9 protein-coding genes and 1 tRNA gene are annotated in these 16,744 nt (G+C 60.0%); 6 read left to right on the forward strand and 4 right to left on the reverse strand.

Translation table 11 applies throughout. The annotated features are described in order from the left end of the window. Positions 1 to 11: 11 nt before the first annotated feature. Positions 12 to 1,655, reverse strand: coding sequence for a ShlB/FhaC/HecB family hemolysin secretion/activation protein (locus tag IPK65_13645; GenBank protein ID MBK8164129.1), 1,644 nt, complete (start codon positions 1,653 to 1,655; stop codon positions 12 to 14). Between the two features lie 246 nt (positions 1,656 to 1,901). Here IPK65_13645 and IPK65_13650 point away from each other — a divergent pair, with 246 nt between their 5' ends. The 3 genes from IPK65_13650 (at position 1,902) to IPK65_13660 (ending at position 6,303) form a co-directional block, all read left to right on the forward strand. Further along, the gene (locus IPK65_13650) at positions 1,902 to 3,170 is read left to right on the forward strand and encodes a hypothetical protein (protein MBK8164130.1); all 1,269 of its coding nucleotides are present in this window, start codon (positions 1,902 to 1,904) and stop codon (positions 3,168 to 3,170) included. Between the two features lie 39 nt (positions 3,171 to 3,209). After that, positions 3,210 to 6,011 (forward strand): EAL domain-containing protein, encoded by a 2,802-nt coding sequence (locus IPK65_13655; protein MBK8164131.1) that lies wholly within the window; start codon positions 3,210 to 3,212, stop codon positions 6,009 to 6,011. A 215-nt stretch (positions 6,012 to 6,226) separates the two neighbouring features. Then, a tRNA-Arg gene (locus IPK65_13660) sits at positions 6,227 to 6,303 on the forward strand. Between the two features lie 217 nt (positions 6,304 to 6,520). On the opposite strand, the gene IPK65_13665 is transcribed toward IPK65_13660, so the two are convergent. The 3 genes from IPK65_13665 to IPK65_13675 all read right to left on the reverse strand — a co-directional run bounded on the left by IPK65_13665 (position 6,521) and on the right by IPK65_13675 (position 12,001). After that, entirely contained in the window at positions 6,521 to 8,110 is a 1,590-nt protein-coding gene (locus tag IPK65_13665; protein MBK8164132.1) for a general secretion pathway protein GspF, read from the reverse strand. Between the two features lie 109 nt (positions 8,111 to 8,219). Then, on the reverse strand, positions 8,220 to 10,694 hold the full coding sequence (locus tag IPK65_13670) for a LamG domain-containing protein (protein ID MBK8164133.1): 2,475 nt from the start codon (positions 10,692 to 10,694) through the stop codon (positions 8,220 to 8,222). Positions 10,695 to 10,795: 101 nt separating this feature from the next. Then, the gene (locus IPK65_13675; protein MBK8164134.1) at positions 10,796 to 12,001 is read right to left on the reverse strand and encodes a DUF1585 domain-containing protein; all 1,206 of its coding nucleotides are present in this window, start codon (positions 11,999 to 12,001) and stop codon (positions 10,796 to 10,798) included. Between the two features lie 553 nt (positions 12,002 to 12,554). Between IPK65_13675 and IPK65_13680 the strand changes: the two genes are divergently transcribed. From IPK65_13680 to IPK65_13690, 3 genes are all read left to right on the forward strand, one after another. Continuing rightward, complete coding sequence (locus tag IPK65_13680) at positions 12,555 to 15,152, forward strand: hypothetical protein (protein ID MBK8164135.1); 2,598 nt, start codon at positions 12,555 to 12,557, stop codon at positions 15,150 to 15,152. A gap of 164 nt (positions 15,153 to 15,316) precedes the next feature. Then, the gene (locus IPK65_13685) at positions 15,317 to 16,060 is read left to right on the forward strand and encodes a hypothetical protein (GenBank protein MBK8164136.1); all 744 of its coding nucleotides are present in this window, start codon (positions 15,317 to 15,319) and stop codon (positions 16,058 to 16,060) included. Continuing rightward, a complete protein-coding gene (locus IPK65_13690; GenBank protein MBK8164137.1) occupies positions 16,030 to 16,734 on the forward strand; it encodes an outer membrane beta-barrel domain-containing protein in 705 nt (234 codons plus the stop codon). Before IPK65_13685 ends, IPK65_13690 begins: the two co-directional genes overlap by 31 nt. Positions 16,735 to 16,744: the final 10 nt, after the last annotated feature.

Genomic DNA, 16,744 nt, shown 5'->3' on the forward strand with positions numbered 1-16,744 from the left:
TCGCGCCGCCTTCAGAAGCGATAATTCAGGCTGCCGAAGATGCGCGCCTCGTCTCCCTCCGCGCCTTCCGCCGACACAGGACGTGTCAACGGCTTGGCCAGTTCTGCTGTAAGGGAAAGTGCTGCGATGTGCGCGCGTGCGCCGAGGCCGGCCGATGCGGCGGAGGCGCGTGCGTCTATATTCTCACGCCCGTGTTGCCACACCGCGCCGAGGTCGTAGAACGCGTACGGCGCGAAGCGCCAGCTACGCCACGCCGGGCCGTCGCGTTCGGCCAGCTCCATTCGGCCGGCGAGGGCGTGATCACCGGTCAACTCAGAGGGATCGTAGGCGCGTCCGAACAGAGGCCCGCCGATGCTGTAGCGCTCGGACGATGGCAGTTCATCGCGCGCGTACTGCCCGTCAAGCTGGGCGCTGAGATCCCACTGTCTGCCGAGCCGATATCTTCCACCGTAACCGAGGTTCAACTTCGTGTAACCAGGCGTCCCGACGCCCATGCCGAGGACTGTATCGATCACGCTGGTGTCGCCGAGGGCCAGTCCGCGGCTGATCGACGCGGTCAGTGAATGGGTCGCGCCCCGTTCGTCAATCCATCCATGGCGGTAATTTAGATTCAAGCCGGTCAGCTTGTCTTCCAGCCGTTTGGCGCCATCGAGATCCGTCCGTGAATGATAGCGGTTGAGATAAACGCCCAGGGTCCTCTCCGCAATGCTCGTGCGCAGCAGGCGATAACTCAGGCCTAAGCGATAACGGCTGTTCTCGATGTGCGCGTCGCGCAGTTCAAGGCTTCCGCCCGGATCAGAGCCGACCCGGGTCACGCTCGCCTGCAGGCGCAGTCCGTCGTACGGCAGCAGCCATTCGGTCGCGGCGTCGATGTAGGTCAGTTCGCTGGTCTGCGCCGCCGTGGCCAGCCTCAGCTGATACGATTCATGGTGCCGCGTCAGGTTGTAGGCGCGCAGCGCTAGGATGCCCTGTATCGGTCCGATGAATTCGCTGCCGCGGTTGTCGATGTTGAGGCTCCCGTCGAGATGCCGCCGCTCGAGCGGGAGCAGGAGTTCGTAGGCGCCCGCCTGCCCGGTGACCGCGCGCACCTGAGGGCGCACGCTGAGCCCGGGCAGGGTGCCGATCTTGATTACCGCCGCGGTGAGCAGCTCTTTGCGCACCGGTCGTTGCCGCATGACCGGCTCCAGCCATTGCGTAATCAGTGGGTCGGGCGGGCTGACCAAACCGGGACTGCTCCAGCCGGCAAAATAACCCTCGAGCACACGGATGCGCACGATGCCGTATTGAATATCCTGCGCCGGCAGGAAGGCGCTGGAGAGAAAGTAGCCGTCGTTCTGATAATGGCGAGTGATCGCCTCGGCGATGCCACGCAGGGTGGATACAGTGACCCGTGTGCCGAGGTCTACCTGGTAGTACGGCAGGAAATCCAGTGCCGGATAGACGGTGGCGCCCTCAATCAGCACGCCGGCCAGCACGAGGGATTGCTCCGCCAGTTCGGAGTCCGCCGCTGTCGCTGTCCCCGCCACGGAAGGCGCAACGGGGTCTGGCGCCGGGCGATTCTCGATCTGGCGCTCGATCTGGTCGGGTTTCAGCCTTTCCAGCGGGGTACTGGCGGCATGTGCGGCGGCCGGCGAGAGGAGAAACAGTACTATCAATATAAAAATCATTGGATTGCGTCGGCCGCTCACTCATATTGGATAGGCATGGCAATTCCTTATCGTTTCACTCAAGAATATCTTGAGCCCGCCGCTACACTTTGGCGACCGTTCACTTGAGCCACGCCGTAAGACTGGGCCAAGCCTGGGGGGGTATCGATTAAAAAACATATCAATCATGAGGTTGACATGCCCATATCGTACACTCGGCTACTCCTGCTCTCCCTCCTTTTCTGTGTCAGTCTGATGCTGTCTCCCGCCGGGGCGGCAGCGACTGCCTTAACCTGGTCGATCCACGAAATCTCAGGAGAGGTACATATACAGGACGCCACCGGGCAGGTGGTGGCAGGTGTGTCGGGCTTGGCGCTGTCACCGCCGTTCATGGCGCAGACCGGCGACGACGGACGGTTGGTGCTCGGGCACGGCCGTGATCGTGTGACGGTGGTCTCCGGGACACGATTCGAGGTATCCGAGCCGCGGTCCTCGAATGGTGGTCTCATCGATCGTGTATTTCAGTCATTGGGTTCGATGCTATATCAGATAGAGCAGCGTATGCAGGGCGGCTTTGAGGTGGAGACCCCGTACCTCGTCTCGGTGGTCAAGGGTACGACCTTCAATATACTGGTCACGGCGGACGCGAGCACGGTGGCGCTGATGGAGGGACGCCTCGCGGTGCATACGCCGGACGGGAAATCGCGTTTGACCCTCGAACCGGGCCAGGCTGCGGTCAAGTCCAGGAATGACGAGCGCATCCTTCTGAAAGATCAACAGTCGCTGACGACGCCGATGACAGGGCCGATCCGCGTTGTGGACAGCACAGGGCCTGCGGGAGCTACCCGTGGCGAGATCGATATCGGTGTCGGTTCTATGAACCTCGACACTTCCCTGGATACGTCTGGTAGCGCAGCCGCAGAGCTCGAGACCGGCGCCACGACGGTGGGCGTCGATGCCGCGCTTCACGTTGGCGCTACACCGATGATCGACGTAGGCGACGGCGCTGTCAGTGTGAGCGAGACGGCCATCAGCCTGGATGCCGACGTTCCGGGCATCGACGTGGGTGCGGCCTCGATCAGCATGGGGGAAACTTCAATCGATCTGGGCGGCGCGCCGCAGATCGAGGTCGGAGAGATCTCCGTCGGCCTTGGTGCGACCTCCGTGGGCGACCTCGGCCTCGGCGCGACGTCCGTCGATTTGGGCGAGATATTCATCAGCGGTGACGCCGCGCCGGTGATTGATGTCAGCGAAACATCGGTCGAGATCGGCGAGGTCACTCTGGGAGACATCTCCACACCCGCCGCTGTAATGGGCGCCTCACTCAGCCTCGACCCCTCGACCGGTGCGGCGGCAACGGTGGATCTCGATCTGGGCGATACCCCGGTGGTGAGTCTGGACGTGATGGTCACTGACGTCACCGTTGACGTAGCACCAGAAGCAGTCGTGACCACGGTTAACGATGCCGTGTCCGATACTACGAACACAGCCGTCAATATCATCAGAAACCTGCCCGGTCTGTAATCTCCGATCCCGCGTCCCGGCGGGGACTGGCATGCGAGCATGAGCACACCGCGTACGAATGCCGCTGTCAGTCACCTGGCGAGGATTTTGCGTACTCCTATCGTCCTGGCGCTGGCCTTTACACTGTGCGCCACCACACTCGGGTGGCTGTGGCCGCTAGATCTGCGCCTGCAGGATTTGATCGCCGCGCTCGACCGAGATGTCGAGGAGAGCGATCTCGTGATCGTCGAAATCGACGCCCACAGCCTGCGGCGCCTGGACAGCTGGCCGTGGCCGAGACGCTACCACGCACAACTGCTGGACCGCCTCCGTGAAGCGGGTGTCGCCGACGTGTTCTACGACGTGGACTTCAGTGCGACCTCGGATCCCGTTGGAGACGCGTTGCTGGCGCAGGCTTTGTCATTCTTCACCCGTGAGCGCGTGATGATGCCGACATTTGTCCAGCCGGACCGCAGTCTGGAACAACATCGACTCATCGCCGTGATACCACTGCCGGAATTTCTTACTCGCAGTACGCAAGTGTCGGTTAATCTGCAGCCCGATGGCGACGGTCTCGTGCGACGCATCCAGGGATCATGGCGTATGGGCGAGGGTACAGCAGCGCTTGCCGGTGTGCTGATGAGCGGGAGAGAAGATTATCTCGGTCGCGAGGTCCGCATCGACTTCGGCATCGACCCTGCCAGTTTCGCGCGCTATTCCTTCGTGGATTTGCTGGATGGGAAGGTAGATACCAGAGAATTGAGCGGCAGGCACGTGATCGTCGGCGCGACCGCGATTGAGCTCGGCGACATCCTGCCCGTGCCGGTATATCGCGCTTTGCCAGGCGCGGTCGTACAGGCGATGGCCTATCAGACTCTGCGAAACGGCGGATTGCGAGCAGCACCCGGTGCGGTGAACCTGCTTGCCGTGGTTCTGCTGGCGCTAGCGATGGGCAGGATGCTGCACCGTGACAGCTGGCGTGGCGGACTCGTCTTTACAGTCTCGAGCCTGCTCGCGGTGTTGGGCACTTCGCTGTTACTGTACCAGGAATGGAATCTTCTCGTCGCAGTTGCGCCACTGTTCAGCCTGCTCGTACTTGGTTATGCCTTTACCCTTGTCACGCGCCTGGAACAACAGCATCTGCGCCTGCTGCTTCAGGCCTTCGACCTGCGACGCAAGGACGCAATGATGTCAGCCGTAGTGGATAACAGCATCGATGCGATTCTTACCTGTACCGAGCACGGAAGCATCGCCTCGGTCAATCCGGCGGCGCAACGCCTGTTCGGCGCGCCGGCAACTGGACTGATCGGCCGGCCGGTCGGAGAATGGATAGAATCGCTGCCGCCGGGTGCGATGGACCTGGAAGCGACGCCCATGGCTGCGCCGATCGGTGTCTTTGAAGGCCGCGCGCGCCGGGCGTACGGCGTCCGCTTTCCGGTCGAGCTCGCCTTGAGTCGCATGGATATGGAGGGCGAGAGTCTATATACAGTGTTCGTGCGCGACATCACCGAGCGCGTTGAACAGCGCAACTTGCTCGAATATCAGGCGATGCATGATGCCCTGACCGGCTTGGGAAACCGATATTATCTTGGGCGCCAGCTCGCACACATGCTGGACGGTGGGGCTGGGGACGGCTCTATCGCGCTATTGCTGATCGACCTGGACAAGTTCAAGGAGATCAACGACGCTCTCGGCCACAGCGTCGGCGACCAAATGCTCAGGCAGATCGCGCAACGCTTCACAGAATGCATGAATGAAGACGAAGATGCAGTGCTCGCCCGCATCGGCGGCGATGAGTTCGCGATTGTGCTGCGCGGCGGCGATGAGAACGGCATCGCTCTGTCCGAGAGTCTGCTGCGGGCCCTGCAGGCTCCATTTCCGGTGCGCGATATTGCGCTCGAGATCAGAGCCAGCATCGGGATAGCGCGCTATCCTGATCACGGCGACACGGCCGAGGCGCTGCTGCAGAACGCGGATACGGCAATGTACGCCGCCAAGCGCATGCACACTGGTGTGACCCTGTATCAGCCTGAGTTCGCTGTGAAAAACTCTTTGCGTATGCTGATCTCCACCGGGTTGCGTCCGGCGATCGACCAGGACCGCCTCGCAGTATTCTACCAACCGAAGATTGATGTCGCATCCGGTGCCGTCGTTGGGGCCGAGGCGCTGCTGCGCTGGGATCATCCGGAGAAGGGATTCATCAACCCGGAGGAGATCATCGAGGTGGCTGAGAACACCGGTCTGATCTGGCCGCTCACCGAGTGGACGCTGAAGTCAGCCGTTGCTAACGCACGCGACTGGCATCGGCGCGGTTATAAGATTCGGGTCGCGGTAAACCTATCCGCGCGTCTGCTGCAGGACATGATGCTGGTCGAAAAAGTCACCCGTTGTCTTGCCATCGACGCGAAGTGGGTAACGCTCGAGATCACCGAAAGCGCCATCATGGACGACCCGGAGACGGCATTGAAGAACGCGCGCGCACTGCAATCAGCCGGCATCCCGCTCTCGATAGACGACTTCGGCACCGGCTACTCCTCGCTGTCGTATCTGAAGATGTTACCGGCCTGCGAGTTGAAGATCGACAAATCCTTCGTTATGGACATGATGAAGGATTCGGGTGACGCACAGATCGTGCGCTCCACCGTCGAGCTTGCGCACAACCTCGGCCTCAAGGTCGTAGCAGAGGGGGTTGAATCGGGGCCTATCCTGCTCGCGTTGCGCGAGCTCGGCTGTGACATTGCTCAGGGCTATTACATTAGCCGCCCACTGCCTGCTCAGCAGATGATCGCTTGGCTGGCCGAGCACCACGGCCATGATTTGACCTCAACCGGCGGTACAGCGAGACTCTCGGCGCTTAAGTAGGATTCTGCTTTCAGGCTGTCACAAGCCTGGTTGGTGAGCAGGTTTTGTACACGACCCTCAGTCCAGGCACTTAAGTCCTTGAATTCCGGGTGCCAGATTGGCCGGCGTGTCGCACTCAGGTTGATTTGCCGTCCAGCCTGTCATATCCTGTGCCCCACATTAGTCCCCGTTGTACTTCACGCATTGCCATACTGCCGGCCCAGCAGACACCCTACGCGCCCTTAGCTCAGTTGGATAGAGCGTTGGATTCCGATTCCAAAGGTCAGAGGTTCGAATCCTCTAGGGCGCGCCATCTAATTATTCAGGCAATTACATAATTCAGATTCTCTGAATTATCTTTACTCGAGCGTCGACTGTTGAGTCAGAGGGAGATCAAGGGATCAACGATCAACAAAACGCAAGGCTTTATGCGCCAGTTGTATATCCGGAGGCGGGCTAAGCAGGAATATGCGTGAGATGGATTCCGTCCTTCCGCAGTTCGGATCTGAGGAAGGACGGAGCAATAAATTTTAGATTGTTCCGCTGACAATGGGCTCGAACGCCGTAATGCGGTCGATGGAGGCGGAGCTGCCGAGCCCATGGTTGGGGAAAAGGGTAGTGAAAGTTCCTTGCTCACCGTGCAGCGCCATGTAATTGAGAATCACGGTGTTAACCAGAAGATTCACGTTATTCGCTGCGGGGCTAGATGCGCTTTCCACCGATGCATCCGGACGGAAGTAGCCGATCTGCTGGTGGCGCGCCTGTTCGTCCGCTGTACCACCCATCAAGGTCGCTCGTCCCGCTGGATTGTAAACCAGGAAGAACGATGCCGCCGTAGATGAGTTGTCTCCGGTCCATACACCTTTTCCTCGGCCGTCGACGGAATTGTCAAGAGTGCCGTTGCTCGCGACCGAACCGTCGCTGAAGACATACATCATTAGCGGGACACCCACGCGCGCGGCATACTCGAGGCAGGCGCCCATGCAGCGTCCGGCACGCAGATCACGTAACTCGCCAGTGGAGCGGTCTCCGGTGTGATAGTCGTATCCGCCCATGGTGATGGTGCCGGCGCCGGAGTAGCCGTTGATGACCATCTTCATCACTGCAGCAGTCTTGCGAAACTCGCCGTCGCTGTTGAACTCAGCCTGGCTGAAGATGCCAGCCGGTCCCACGATGTCTGGATCGAGCTCCGGGTTGAGCGATGCGGGGTTACCAAAGCGGTCGGCCAGGTCTGCGGTTTTGACATAACCGCAGGTGACGAAATCCTTGACCGTGACATCGGTGGTCAGTTGTGTGTCGACCTTGGCCAGCTTCATCTCGCTGATACGTTCGATCGATTCCATCACCGCGACGGCATCGGACTGACTGAGGATGCTGGTCAGGTCTCCGGTATCGACCAGTCCGGTGACGTCCGAGGTGCGGTCTACTTTGGTGGGCCGCACTGTGGGATCGATCAGCATCGCCGGCGCCATGGAGTTGCCGCCGGAGTCGGAATTCTGTGATCCGATCAGTGTCACTAGGCTGCCATCAGCCCCGGACTTGTAGATGCCGTACATGGGATTATGCGGGTTGTTGCCGGTATCGTTGTCAGACAACGCCGGAATTACTGCACCGTTGATGTTTGCAACGCGCGTGCCCGCCTTCTCGAGGATACCGCGCAGGAAGGCGCTGTCGGTATGGAAGGCCAGACCCATGTCGCTATTGATGAAATCATTTGTACCGGTGCCTGGATTAACGAGCGGCGGGGTCATGTCGCCCGGGATGCCGAGCTTGCTGTAACTCTGTGTGCTCAAAAAGTCGAGCTGCCCGTTCTGCTTGCCGACCAGAACGTTTGAGCCGGCAATGTTGGCGCCGCCGGCGAGATCGAAGCAGATGAACGGGATCTTGCCCGCGCCCTGGGTAGCGATTCCACACGATGTTTTCAGTGTCTCGAGGTCGGACGACAGCGCGGCATAGGCGGCCCGCGGGTTGGCAAACAGGCTGAAGATCGATCCGCCGAGAGCCACACCGAGTCCGGCGCGGAATCCCTGCGCAATGAAGTCACGCCGTGTCATCGGACGCTTGTGATCGGGGTGGCGTAGCGGCTCATCCAGACCGAAGTGTTTGTGTTTTCTGGCCATGGTTACATCCTCGATAAATAATGCGGCACGTTCCGCGACGGTTCGGTGTGTCCCGCCGTGTGCCCGTTCGTGGTCAAAATCTGTTGAATCATGAAGCGCCCCGTTGACCTTATTGCACCAGCATGACTGCGCTGCCCAGCACGGCTGCGCAGCTCGCCTTGACGATATCGGCGGTGCGACCGGTGGTGTTGCAGGTCGGGCTGCCGCCGGTGGCGCAGGCGGTGAGTTGTGTCATCAGATTGTTCAACTCGCCCTTGATGTCGGCCGTGTCTGGCTGGCTCGCGAGCCCGGTGCCCATCATCTCGTCCAGCAGAGGATCCAGGATCTGATCGCGCTTGGTGGAGTTGTCGAATGCCGTGGCGGCGGAGGTACCGAAGTTGAAGCCCGGGAAGTAAACCGTGCGGTTAACCGTCCCCTGATTGTCGACCAGGGCGCCGCAATACTGGATTGCAAGCTGAGATACCGCCATCTGGTGCGCCGACAGGAAGCCCTCGATGTTTTCCACCGTCGGCAACTGCTGCTTGACCGTTTCGAAGGTGTCGGCGACGTCGCTTTGCGTCGGGCTGACATGGGTCACGGCCGCCATGGTGTGACTGATCTCCTCAAAGGTACGCAGCCCGATATCGGAGACCGGATCGGAATCCGCCGGATCGGGCAACTGCAGCGGCGCCGCTTCGGTGACGACATTGGTATGGCTGCCGAGTACCTCGAAGCTGAGGAAGAATTCATCCTCCTCCGGCCCCTTCTCCAGCGCGATTACCGTGCCGAGATCGGACAGCGCCTGGCCTGATGCTGCGCTGTACTGGTTGCTCGAGACAACCTCGGCCATGTTGCGGTAAGCCTGGCCGACCGCTGCCTCCTTGCCATTGATGCCGATGCGCATGCCGGCGATCGTGATGCCGTCCGGCTGGGCGTCCTCGTCCAGGCTGATGAAAGCCGGGCGATTGAACAGATAGCTGTAGCTGTCGAACTGGGCGACCTCGAACATGATGTAGCTGTCGGGCACATCGACCAGACCGCTCACGCTGAACAGCAGGTAGAACTTCTCGCCGACGCCGACCGCGAAATTCTGCTGGATCTGCTCTGCGCTGAGCGCGCGGTTGTGGATCGCGACCAGGCGCAGCTTGCCGGCCCAAGGGCGATCGCCGCTCGCCTCGTTGCCTAGCACGAAGGCGAAACTGTCATCCCAGTCGGACAGGTTGCCGCCGGCTGCGGAATCGACATCGTCGGTGAATACCCCGTTGACGTAGATGCGACGTCCGTTGGCGGGATCGAAGGTGATCACCACGTGCTGCTGCGTCGCTTGCAGATCCTCGTCGGCGTCCGCCGTCGACAACGCGGGCTCGCCGTCACCGTCGGTGGTGCTGCTGCGGTGCATGAAGTCGTAGTTGTACTGGGTCTGGCCGAGCGTGAAATTCCGCGCCTGGGTGCCGGCCGAATAGCTGATGACGCGCGCCGGGCCTTCCTGGGTGACGTTGGCGGGGACTGCCCAGGCCTCAATCGAGTATTCGCCCGTCTGCTGGATCATGTCGTGCAGTTTCTTGCTGGCGGTGGTCGAACCCTGCGCCTTGCCGTTGGTGAACTCGACGCCCCAGCCGCCGACCCAGCTGTAGCCTCCGCTCATGGTCAGGTTGAGTGCCGGTTCGACACCGCTGGTATCGTAGGCGATGTTGCTCTCGCCTGTTTTGAATTCATACAGCGCGATCACATTCGCCTCGTGCCGGCTGCCACCGCTGGCGACGATGCCGTCGGTGATTTTCAAGGCCTTACTCAGGATGAGCTGCGGGTCGACCGCGGTGACAGAGATCTGGTTGGCGAATGCGGTGATGGCGTTCTCCATCGCGGTGGCGTCGCTGTCGCATACAGTCCAGCAGTTATGGAACTCGTCGCGCAGACGCACTACCAGACGCGAATCTGCGGGCGTATCGAGATTGATCTTGGTCTTGACCGCCTCGTACGCGGCCGCGGCGTCGCTTACGGCGAAGTACGGCGACTGCGCGGTGGGTGAGGAATCGGTATGGCAGCCAGCGCAGTGCGCGGTCAGTAGCGGATGGACGGTGGCCGCGAACAGGGCGGAGTCCTCCGGAAAGCTCTTGCTCGCGCCCGGATCCATTAGCGGTGGCGCGGTAAGTGCGATCTGGCGCGTACTGGATACGGAGTCGCCTGCCCACGCCTCGATATATGCGGTGATAATTTCACCGCAGGCGCTGTCGCTCGCCAGCCAGCAGTTGTGCCCCCCCGCGACTTTTGTGACAAGGCGGGAATCGGCCGGTGAGGTCAGGTTGACTACTGTATTAACCTCTGCATACGCGAGGTTGACGTCGTCCTGGCGTACGAACATAGGCGTCTGTCCATCCGTGCCATGGCAACTGCCGCAACGGTTGTTAGCACTTAGGTTGTCCCAGACATTAAGCTTGAATGCCTGTACATCGGTCGTCGCAGGTGCCGGTCCGCTATATGCACCGGTTACGGTGTTACTCGTCACTGGATTGCTTTCCGTGGAAGCGCCGCCGCCGCACGCCGTCAGGATGAATGCAAGGGTGATCATGGCGATAGTGTTGAGCAAACCGGCATGGTTGCGCATGAATCCAGTAAGCCTGCAGGCTTTGCAGGGTAGCGCGCTCATGACGAATCTCTTCTCGGAGTTCGACCGCAGATATTGATATGCAATATGGCTATTCACGATCAGTCCCCCATGCAGTAGACGGCGGCCTCGGCGAAAATCCGTTTCATGCTGTAGTTGTTCGCCTTGAATGAGGTCGTCAGGGAATCGATCTGGCTGCGGTCGGCGGCATCGACCGGGGTGCGCAGGCACATTGTCTTGAACACCTTCTTTGCCTGGCATCGGGCAAAGGCATCGCTGTTGGCCAGTTCCATACCGAGGGATTTCGCCCCACTGCCGCTGCCGGGCAAACTGCCGCTCCAGCCAAGTGCGGCATTCGGTCCGCTGCGCCAGTAGTTATCCCAGTGATCGTCAGTAGTAACGTAACCGTACTTGAAGTTATCGCTGTTGATCAGGTATTTGCCCTGCACACGCGTACCGGTTTCTGGATCGATAGTATCGGTGCCGTTGTACTCGATGCTGCTCGACGCATCATTGTAGTCGTAGTAGGCGAAGGCCTGAGCCATTGGATCCATGCCTGCGTGGCAGCCGACGCAGGCGTTCAGGAAGATGCGGCTGTCGCCGCCTGGACTTCGAGAGACATCTTGGCGGATGCGGTCCGGCGACCGCGTAGTGTCCTTGATGGGTTCGAGGTCGGTGCAAAGGTGATTCATCAGCGTAAAGCGGAACATCGCCCGGTTGGTTCCTGCGCTGAAAAAGGCCTGCGCCGCCGCGCGCGTGGTCATGATGCCCGCAGTGGCGGAGGCAGGCAGGTTTGTTTGTGCTGACTGGGTAGTCGCGGTCAGTTCCTCTTTGAGGTCGATGCCCTGACTTTCCATGGCTTCGTAGTGATTATTGTTGGTCATGGAGTAGGCAGGGAGCCCGAGGCCCGAAGCTCCCACGTAGAGCAGGTCGGCGGACAGCGCTGTATTGAAAGGCACATTGTCGCGGATCATGCCAATAACAGTAGCCGTGTAATCGTTGAGGGACGCGAAGACAGTCTGGTCTTCGTTGGTCCAAGGCGTGGCGAAGTTCTTCAGCGTCACGGTATAGAATGCGCTGTTTTCCATCGCCAGTTCAGCAGCATCAAGCGCATCGCCGCCTGCGATGCTTGTTTCCATCGCGTCCAGCACGGCCGCGCTGGGTGGAACGCCAGCGATGCGATCGTGCATGCGCTTGGCCTGTTCGCGCGGTCCGGCATAGGCGTTGGTGGCGGTGACCGCAATCAGACCGCAGGTCAGTAAGGCGCCTAGGGTTATTCTGGTCGTTACCCGATTGAAACGATTCATAAAATGTTCCCGCCAGTTCTCATATCGATTGTTTATCGGCACGGATAATCCACGCCGTACTGTATTGAATCCGGGTTGCGGAGCCGGTCACGCTGAGGGAGGAGGTAGTAGTTCTCGCGACGCCAACTCTTAACGTCTTGTCACATCTGTCTGATGTGCCGCCCACTTGTCATCCCAACCGTGCCGGGGCATTAACTGGAACCGCATATTAAGGTTACACGTCCAACACGGTGGAGACGTTCCCGCCGGCTACTGCTCTCACGCCGCCAATGTAGCGGAAATACCCGGCTAGATTTGGGAGCACTATCGCAAATCATGAAGAGGTACAGGGTGATAATGACGCAGTCTTGGCAAGAGGCTGGTCAGGTTGAACTATGTCACACATATGCCCTTTCGTGTCGTCAGAACCTCGATTGGCAGGTTTGATACGCCGATATAAGTGTGCGGCTTTGAAAAACAGTTGTATCAACAATAGGTTCTATGGGTGATACATAACTTGCTTGCCTTCGGTGAAGGCGAGTGGCGAATCGGAGTGACTCTCTTGCGTGATCTTATGAGACAGCGGTATCCAGTTCTGATCGGCCTTGTGGCACTGGTGCTCAGTGCCTGCGGCGGCGGCAGTCAAAGCGGCAGCGGGGCGGCAGTGGAAAATTTTCCTATAGCCTATGTCAAGCGCAGCGTAGATGTGGAGGCAATGGATCAGGTCGATGTGCGCAATCCACTGGAATTCAACGCTGGTTCAGATCTTTATGTGCGTGATCTTGCGGCACCCGGGGCCTCGGATCGTAACGTGACCCTCCGTGTGACCGGTGGCGAGGGCGACGTCAAGGATGTCGAGGCCGCCTTCGATGGCTCTAAGCTGATATTCGCCTTGCGGCTTCCCGAAATCGAAGGCGCCGACCCCGAGGATCAGCCGACCTGGAATATCTGGGAGTACGAGTTTGCCACCGACACCCTGAGCCGCGTCATCAGCTCTGACACCGTCGCCGAGGCAGGGCAGGATATGGCCCCGCATTATCTGCCTGATGGACGCATCGTGTTTTCTTCCACGCGCCAGCGCCAAGCCAGTGCCATCCTGCTCGACGAAGGCAAACCCCAGTTTGCGGCCCTGGACGAGGATCTGGACGATCCGGCCATGGTGCTGCACGTGATGAATGCCGACGGCAGTGATATCCACCAGATCTCCTTCAACCAGAGCCACGATCTCGACCCGGCCGTGTTGGACAGCGGGGAGATCGTATTCAGCCGATGGGATCATATGGGCGATCGTAACGCCGTCAGTCTGTATATGATCAGGCCGGATGGAACCGAACTGCAGCCTTTGTACGGCGTTAATAGTCACGATACTGGGACGAACGGCTCGACGGTACAGTTTCTGCAGCCGCGCCCGACACGGGGCGGGCAGATTATGAGTCTGCTGCTGCCGTTCACCGGCACGCGCGGTGGCGGCGATATCGTGCTGATGGATATCGATAACTATATCGACAATGAGCAGCCGGTAATCGCAAGTCAGGGCATACTGAACGGTCCGGGTCAGGTATCGGTCACCGCGAGCCAGGTGCGCACCGATGGCGAACCATCGCCGGGCGGGTATTTCAGCGCGGTCTATCCGCTGTGGGACGGGACCAACCGCGCCCTGGTGAGCTGGACCCTGTGCCGTCTGCTTGAGGACGACGTGATCGTGCCATGCACCGACGAGCGGCTCGCAGATCCCGAGGCGGAAGAGGCGCCTCCCCTCTACGGTATCTACGTGCTGGATATGGATGACAATACCCAGCGTCCCCTGGTGCAACCGCAAGAAGGGATTATGTACACCGATGTTGTCGCGATGCAGCCGCGTTCCCTCCCGGATATCCTGCTCGACAAGCAGAGCGGGGTAGAACTGGACGCCGAACTGGCTGACGAGGGTGCCGGCATCCTCGACATCCGCACGGTGTACGATTTCGATGGTGTCTTCAACAATCTCAACTCGGGTGCCGTGAGTATTGCAGCGCTGGCTGATCCGACACAGACCCTTGCCGCAGAGCGTCCGGCGCGGTTTCTGCGCGTGGTCAAGTCCGTAGGGATTCCTGACGAGGATGTAAGGGAGATACCCAATACAGCTTTCGGCCGCAGCGCCCAGCAAAAGATGCGGGAGATCGTCGCTTACGCGCCGATCGAGCCGGATGGTTCGGTCAGGATCAAAGTCCCGGGGAATGTTCCGCTTGCCCTCAGTGTACTCGACGGCGACGGACGCCGCATCGGGTCGCGCCATCAGTACTGGGTCCAGGTTCGCCCGGGCGAGACGGTTATGTGTAACGGATGCCATAGTTCGACCAGCGAAGCCGGGCACGGTCACGCACAGGGGCCGGCGACGATCTATGCCGGAGCCACCGCGACCGGCGTGCCGTTTCCGAATACCGAAGCCGCGTTCTTCACGGATTTCGCAGAGACCATGGCACGTACGCGCACACGTGTCGACGCCAGCGCATTGCAGCCGAGTGTCGACATCGTGTATGACGACGTGTGGACGGACGAGTCCGCTGCCGGACGCGCAAAGGATACGAGCTTCGCCTGGCGGTACGCCGATCTCGCCACGCCCGCGCCGGTGAGCCCGGAATGCCAGGCCGCCTGGAGCAGTCTGTGCCGCATAGTCATCAATTACGAGGGCCACATTCATCCACTGTGGTCCAGAGACCGCGGCGCGAATACATGCACCACCTGCCATGGTACGCTCGATGCGATGGCCAACCTGCAGGTGCCGGCTGCGCAGCTTGATCTGGGCGATGGACCGTCCGACGCGGAACCGGATCATTTCAAGTCATATCGCGAACTGCTGTTCCCGGATAGTGAGCAGGAGATCGTCGGCGGCGTACTCGTGGACCGTCAGGTGCAGGCAACAGACGGCCAGGGCAACCCGCTGTTCGAGACCGATGCCAACGGTGATTTGATTCTGGATGGTGACGGTAATCCGATTCTAGTGCTGGTGACAGTCGGGGTGGGTCCCGTGATGTCGACCGCGGGCGCGCGTGCGAGCAGCGGCTTCTTCGATCTGTTTGACGGCGGCAGCCATGTCGCGTTCCTCGATCCGGCAGAGCTGAAATTGATTGCAGAATGGCTGGACATAGGGGCGCAGTACTATAACAATCCTTTCGATGTACCGCCGCCCTGAACGCAGGGCGGCATAGGGCAAAATTTCCCGCTTGAGAGTCAGGACGGCCGCATCCCGGTCGATAACCTCGGTGGAGGCAAGGGGACACCCTTGCCGTTTGCGTTAAGCCGGGATGAAACATGGATTTTATCAGGGACAGCTACGGTGAAACTGGGAGGGGCGCCGTGCGATGTATCTGGGCCGGATGCCTGCTGGTTCTGGCCGCCCTGCTATGGCGCCCGGCAGCAGCGGAGGAAACACCGCAGAGGGTCGAGGTGGCTGATCCGTACATCGAGTTGCACACGGGCCCCGGCCGGGGATATCCGGTATTTCACGTGGAGGAACGCGGCGCATCAATCACGCTTCTGAAACGCAAGACCACCTGGTTTAAGGTTCGGACCGACAGGGCGATCGAGGGGTGGGTCGACCGCGCCCAGCTTGAGCGCACGCTAGATTCGTCGGGAGAGACGGTGCATGTGCAGGAGGCTACGGCCGAAGATTATGCGCGCCGGCGCTGGGAGGCGGGGGTGATGGGAGGCGGTTTCGACGGTGCGAACGAGATATCCATGTACGGCGCCTACGCCTTGACGGACGGCCTTCATGTGGAGCTGTCGCTGACGCAAGTCCTGGGAGATTTTTCAGAGAGCCTGTTGATTGGTACGGACCTGCTGGCGCAACCCTTTCCGACCTGGAAATTTTCCCCGTTTTTCGCGCTCGGGACCGGTGTCATAGACACCAGGCCGCGCACGGTGCTGGTACAGGCGCAGGATCGAAACGACCGTATGAGCCATGTCGGTGTTGGCCTGCGCACACACCTGTCCCGACGCTTCATGTTGCGCATGGAGTACCGCAGCCACGTGGTATTCACCAGCCGGGACGACAACGAGGAAATCGACGAATGGAAAATCGGATTTGGCGTGTTTTTCTGAACCGCACGCCGGCAATCGTGGCGCGTACCGGACCGCATTGCTGTGCGTTTGTATTACTCGGAATCCTTGCGGCAGGCGGCGCGCTGGCGCAGGCGCCCGATGGAGATATAGTCGGAGCAGAGCCGGTGGTGCAACCGCAGATTGAACTGCGCGAGGTCAAGGAGGACAGGATCGACACGGAAGATTTCGAGGTTGGTATCTTTGCCGGAGTGATGAGCGTGGAGGATTTCGGTGCTGATGGTGTGTTAGGAGTCCGTCTTGCCTATCACGTGACAGAAGACATCTTTGTAGAGGCTGCCTACGGTATGACCGAGGCCGGCCTCACCAGTTACGAACGCCTCAGCGGCGCTGTCACGGTTCTGACGGATGATGAAAGGGAGTACAGCTATTACAATTTCTCTCTCGGCTACAATCTGCTGCCGGGCGAATCGTTCATCGGGCGTGATCGCGCATTCAGCTCGGACATGTATCTCATCGCCGGTATCGGTGCGACGGAATTTGCTGGCGACAACCGATTTACCTGGAGCATCGGCGCGGGCTATCGTCTCCTCCTGAATGACTGGTTGACGCTGCATGCGGACGTACGTGACCACATGTTCGACATCGACGTACTTGGCGAAGATAAAACTGCGCACAACATTGAGATCAATACCGGCGCGACCGTATTCTTCTGATGTGAGGTGA

This window comes from Gammaproteobacteria bacterium, from assembly GCA_016712635.1.
Classification (GTDB): Bacteria; Pseudomonadota; Gammaproteobacteria; order SZUA-140; family SZUA-140; genus JADJWH01.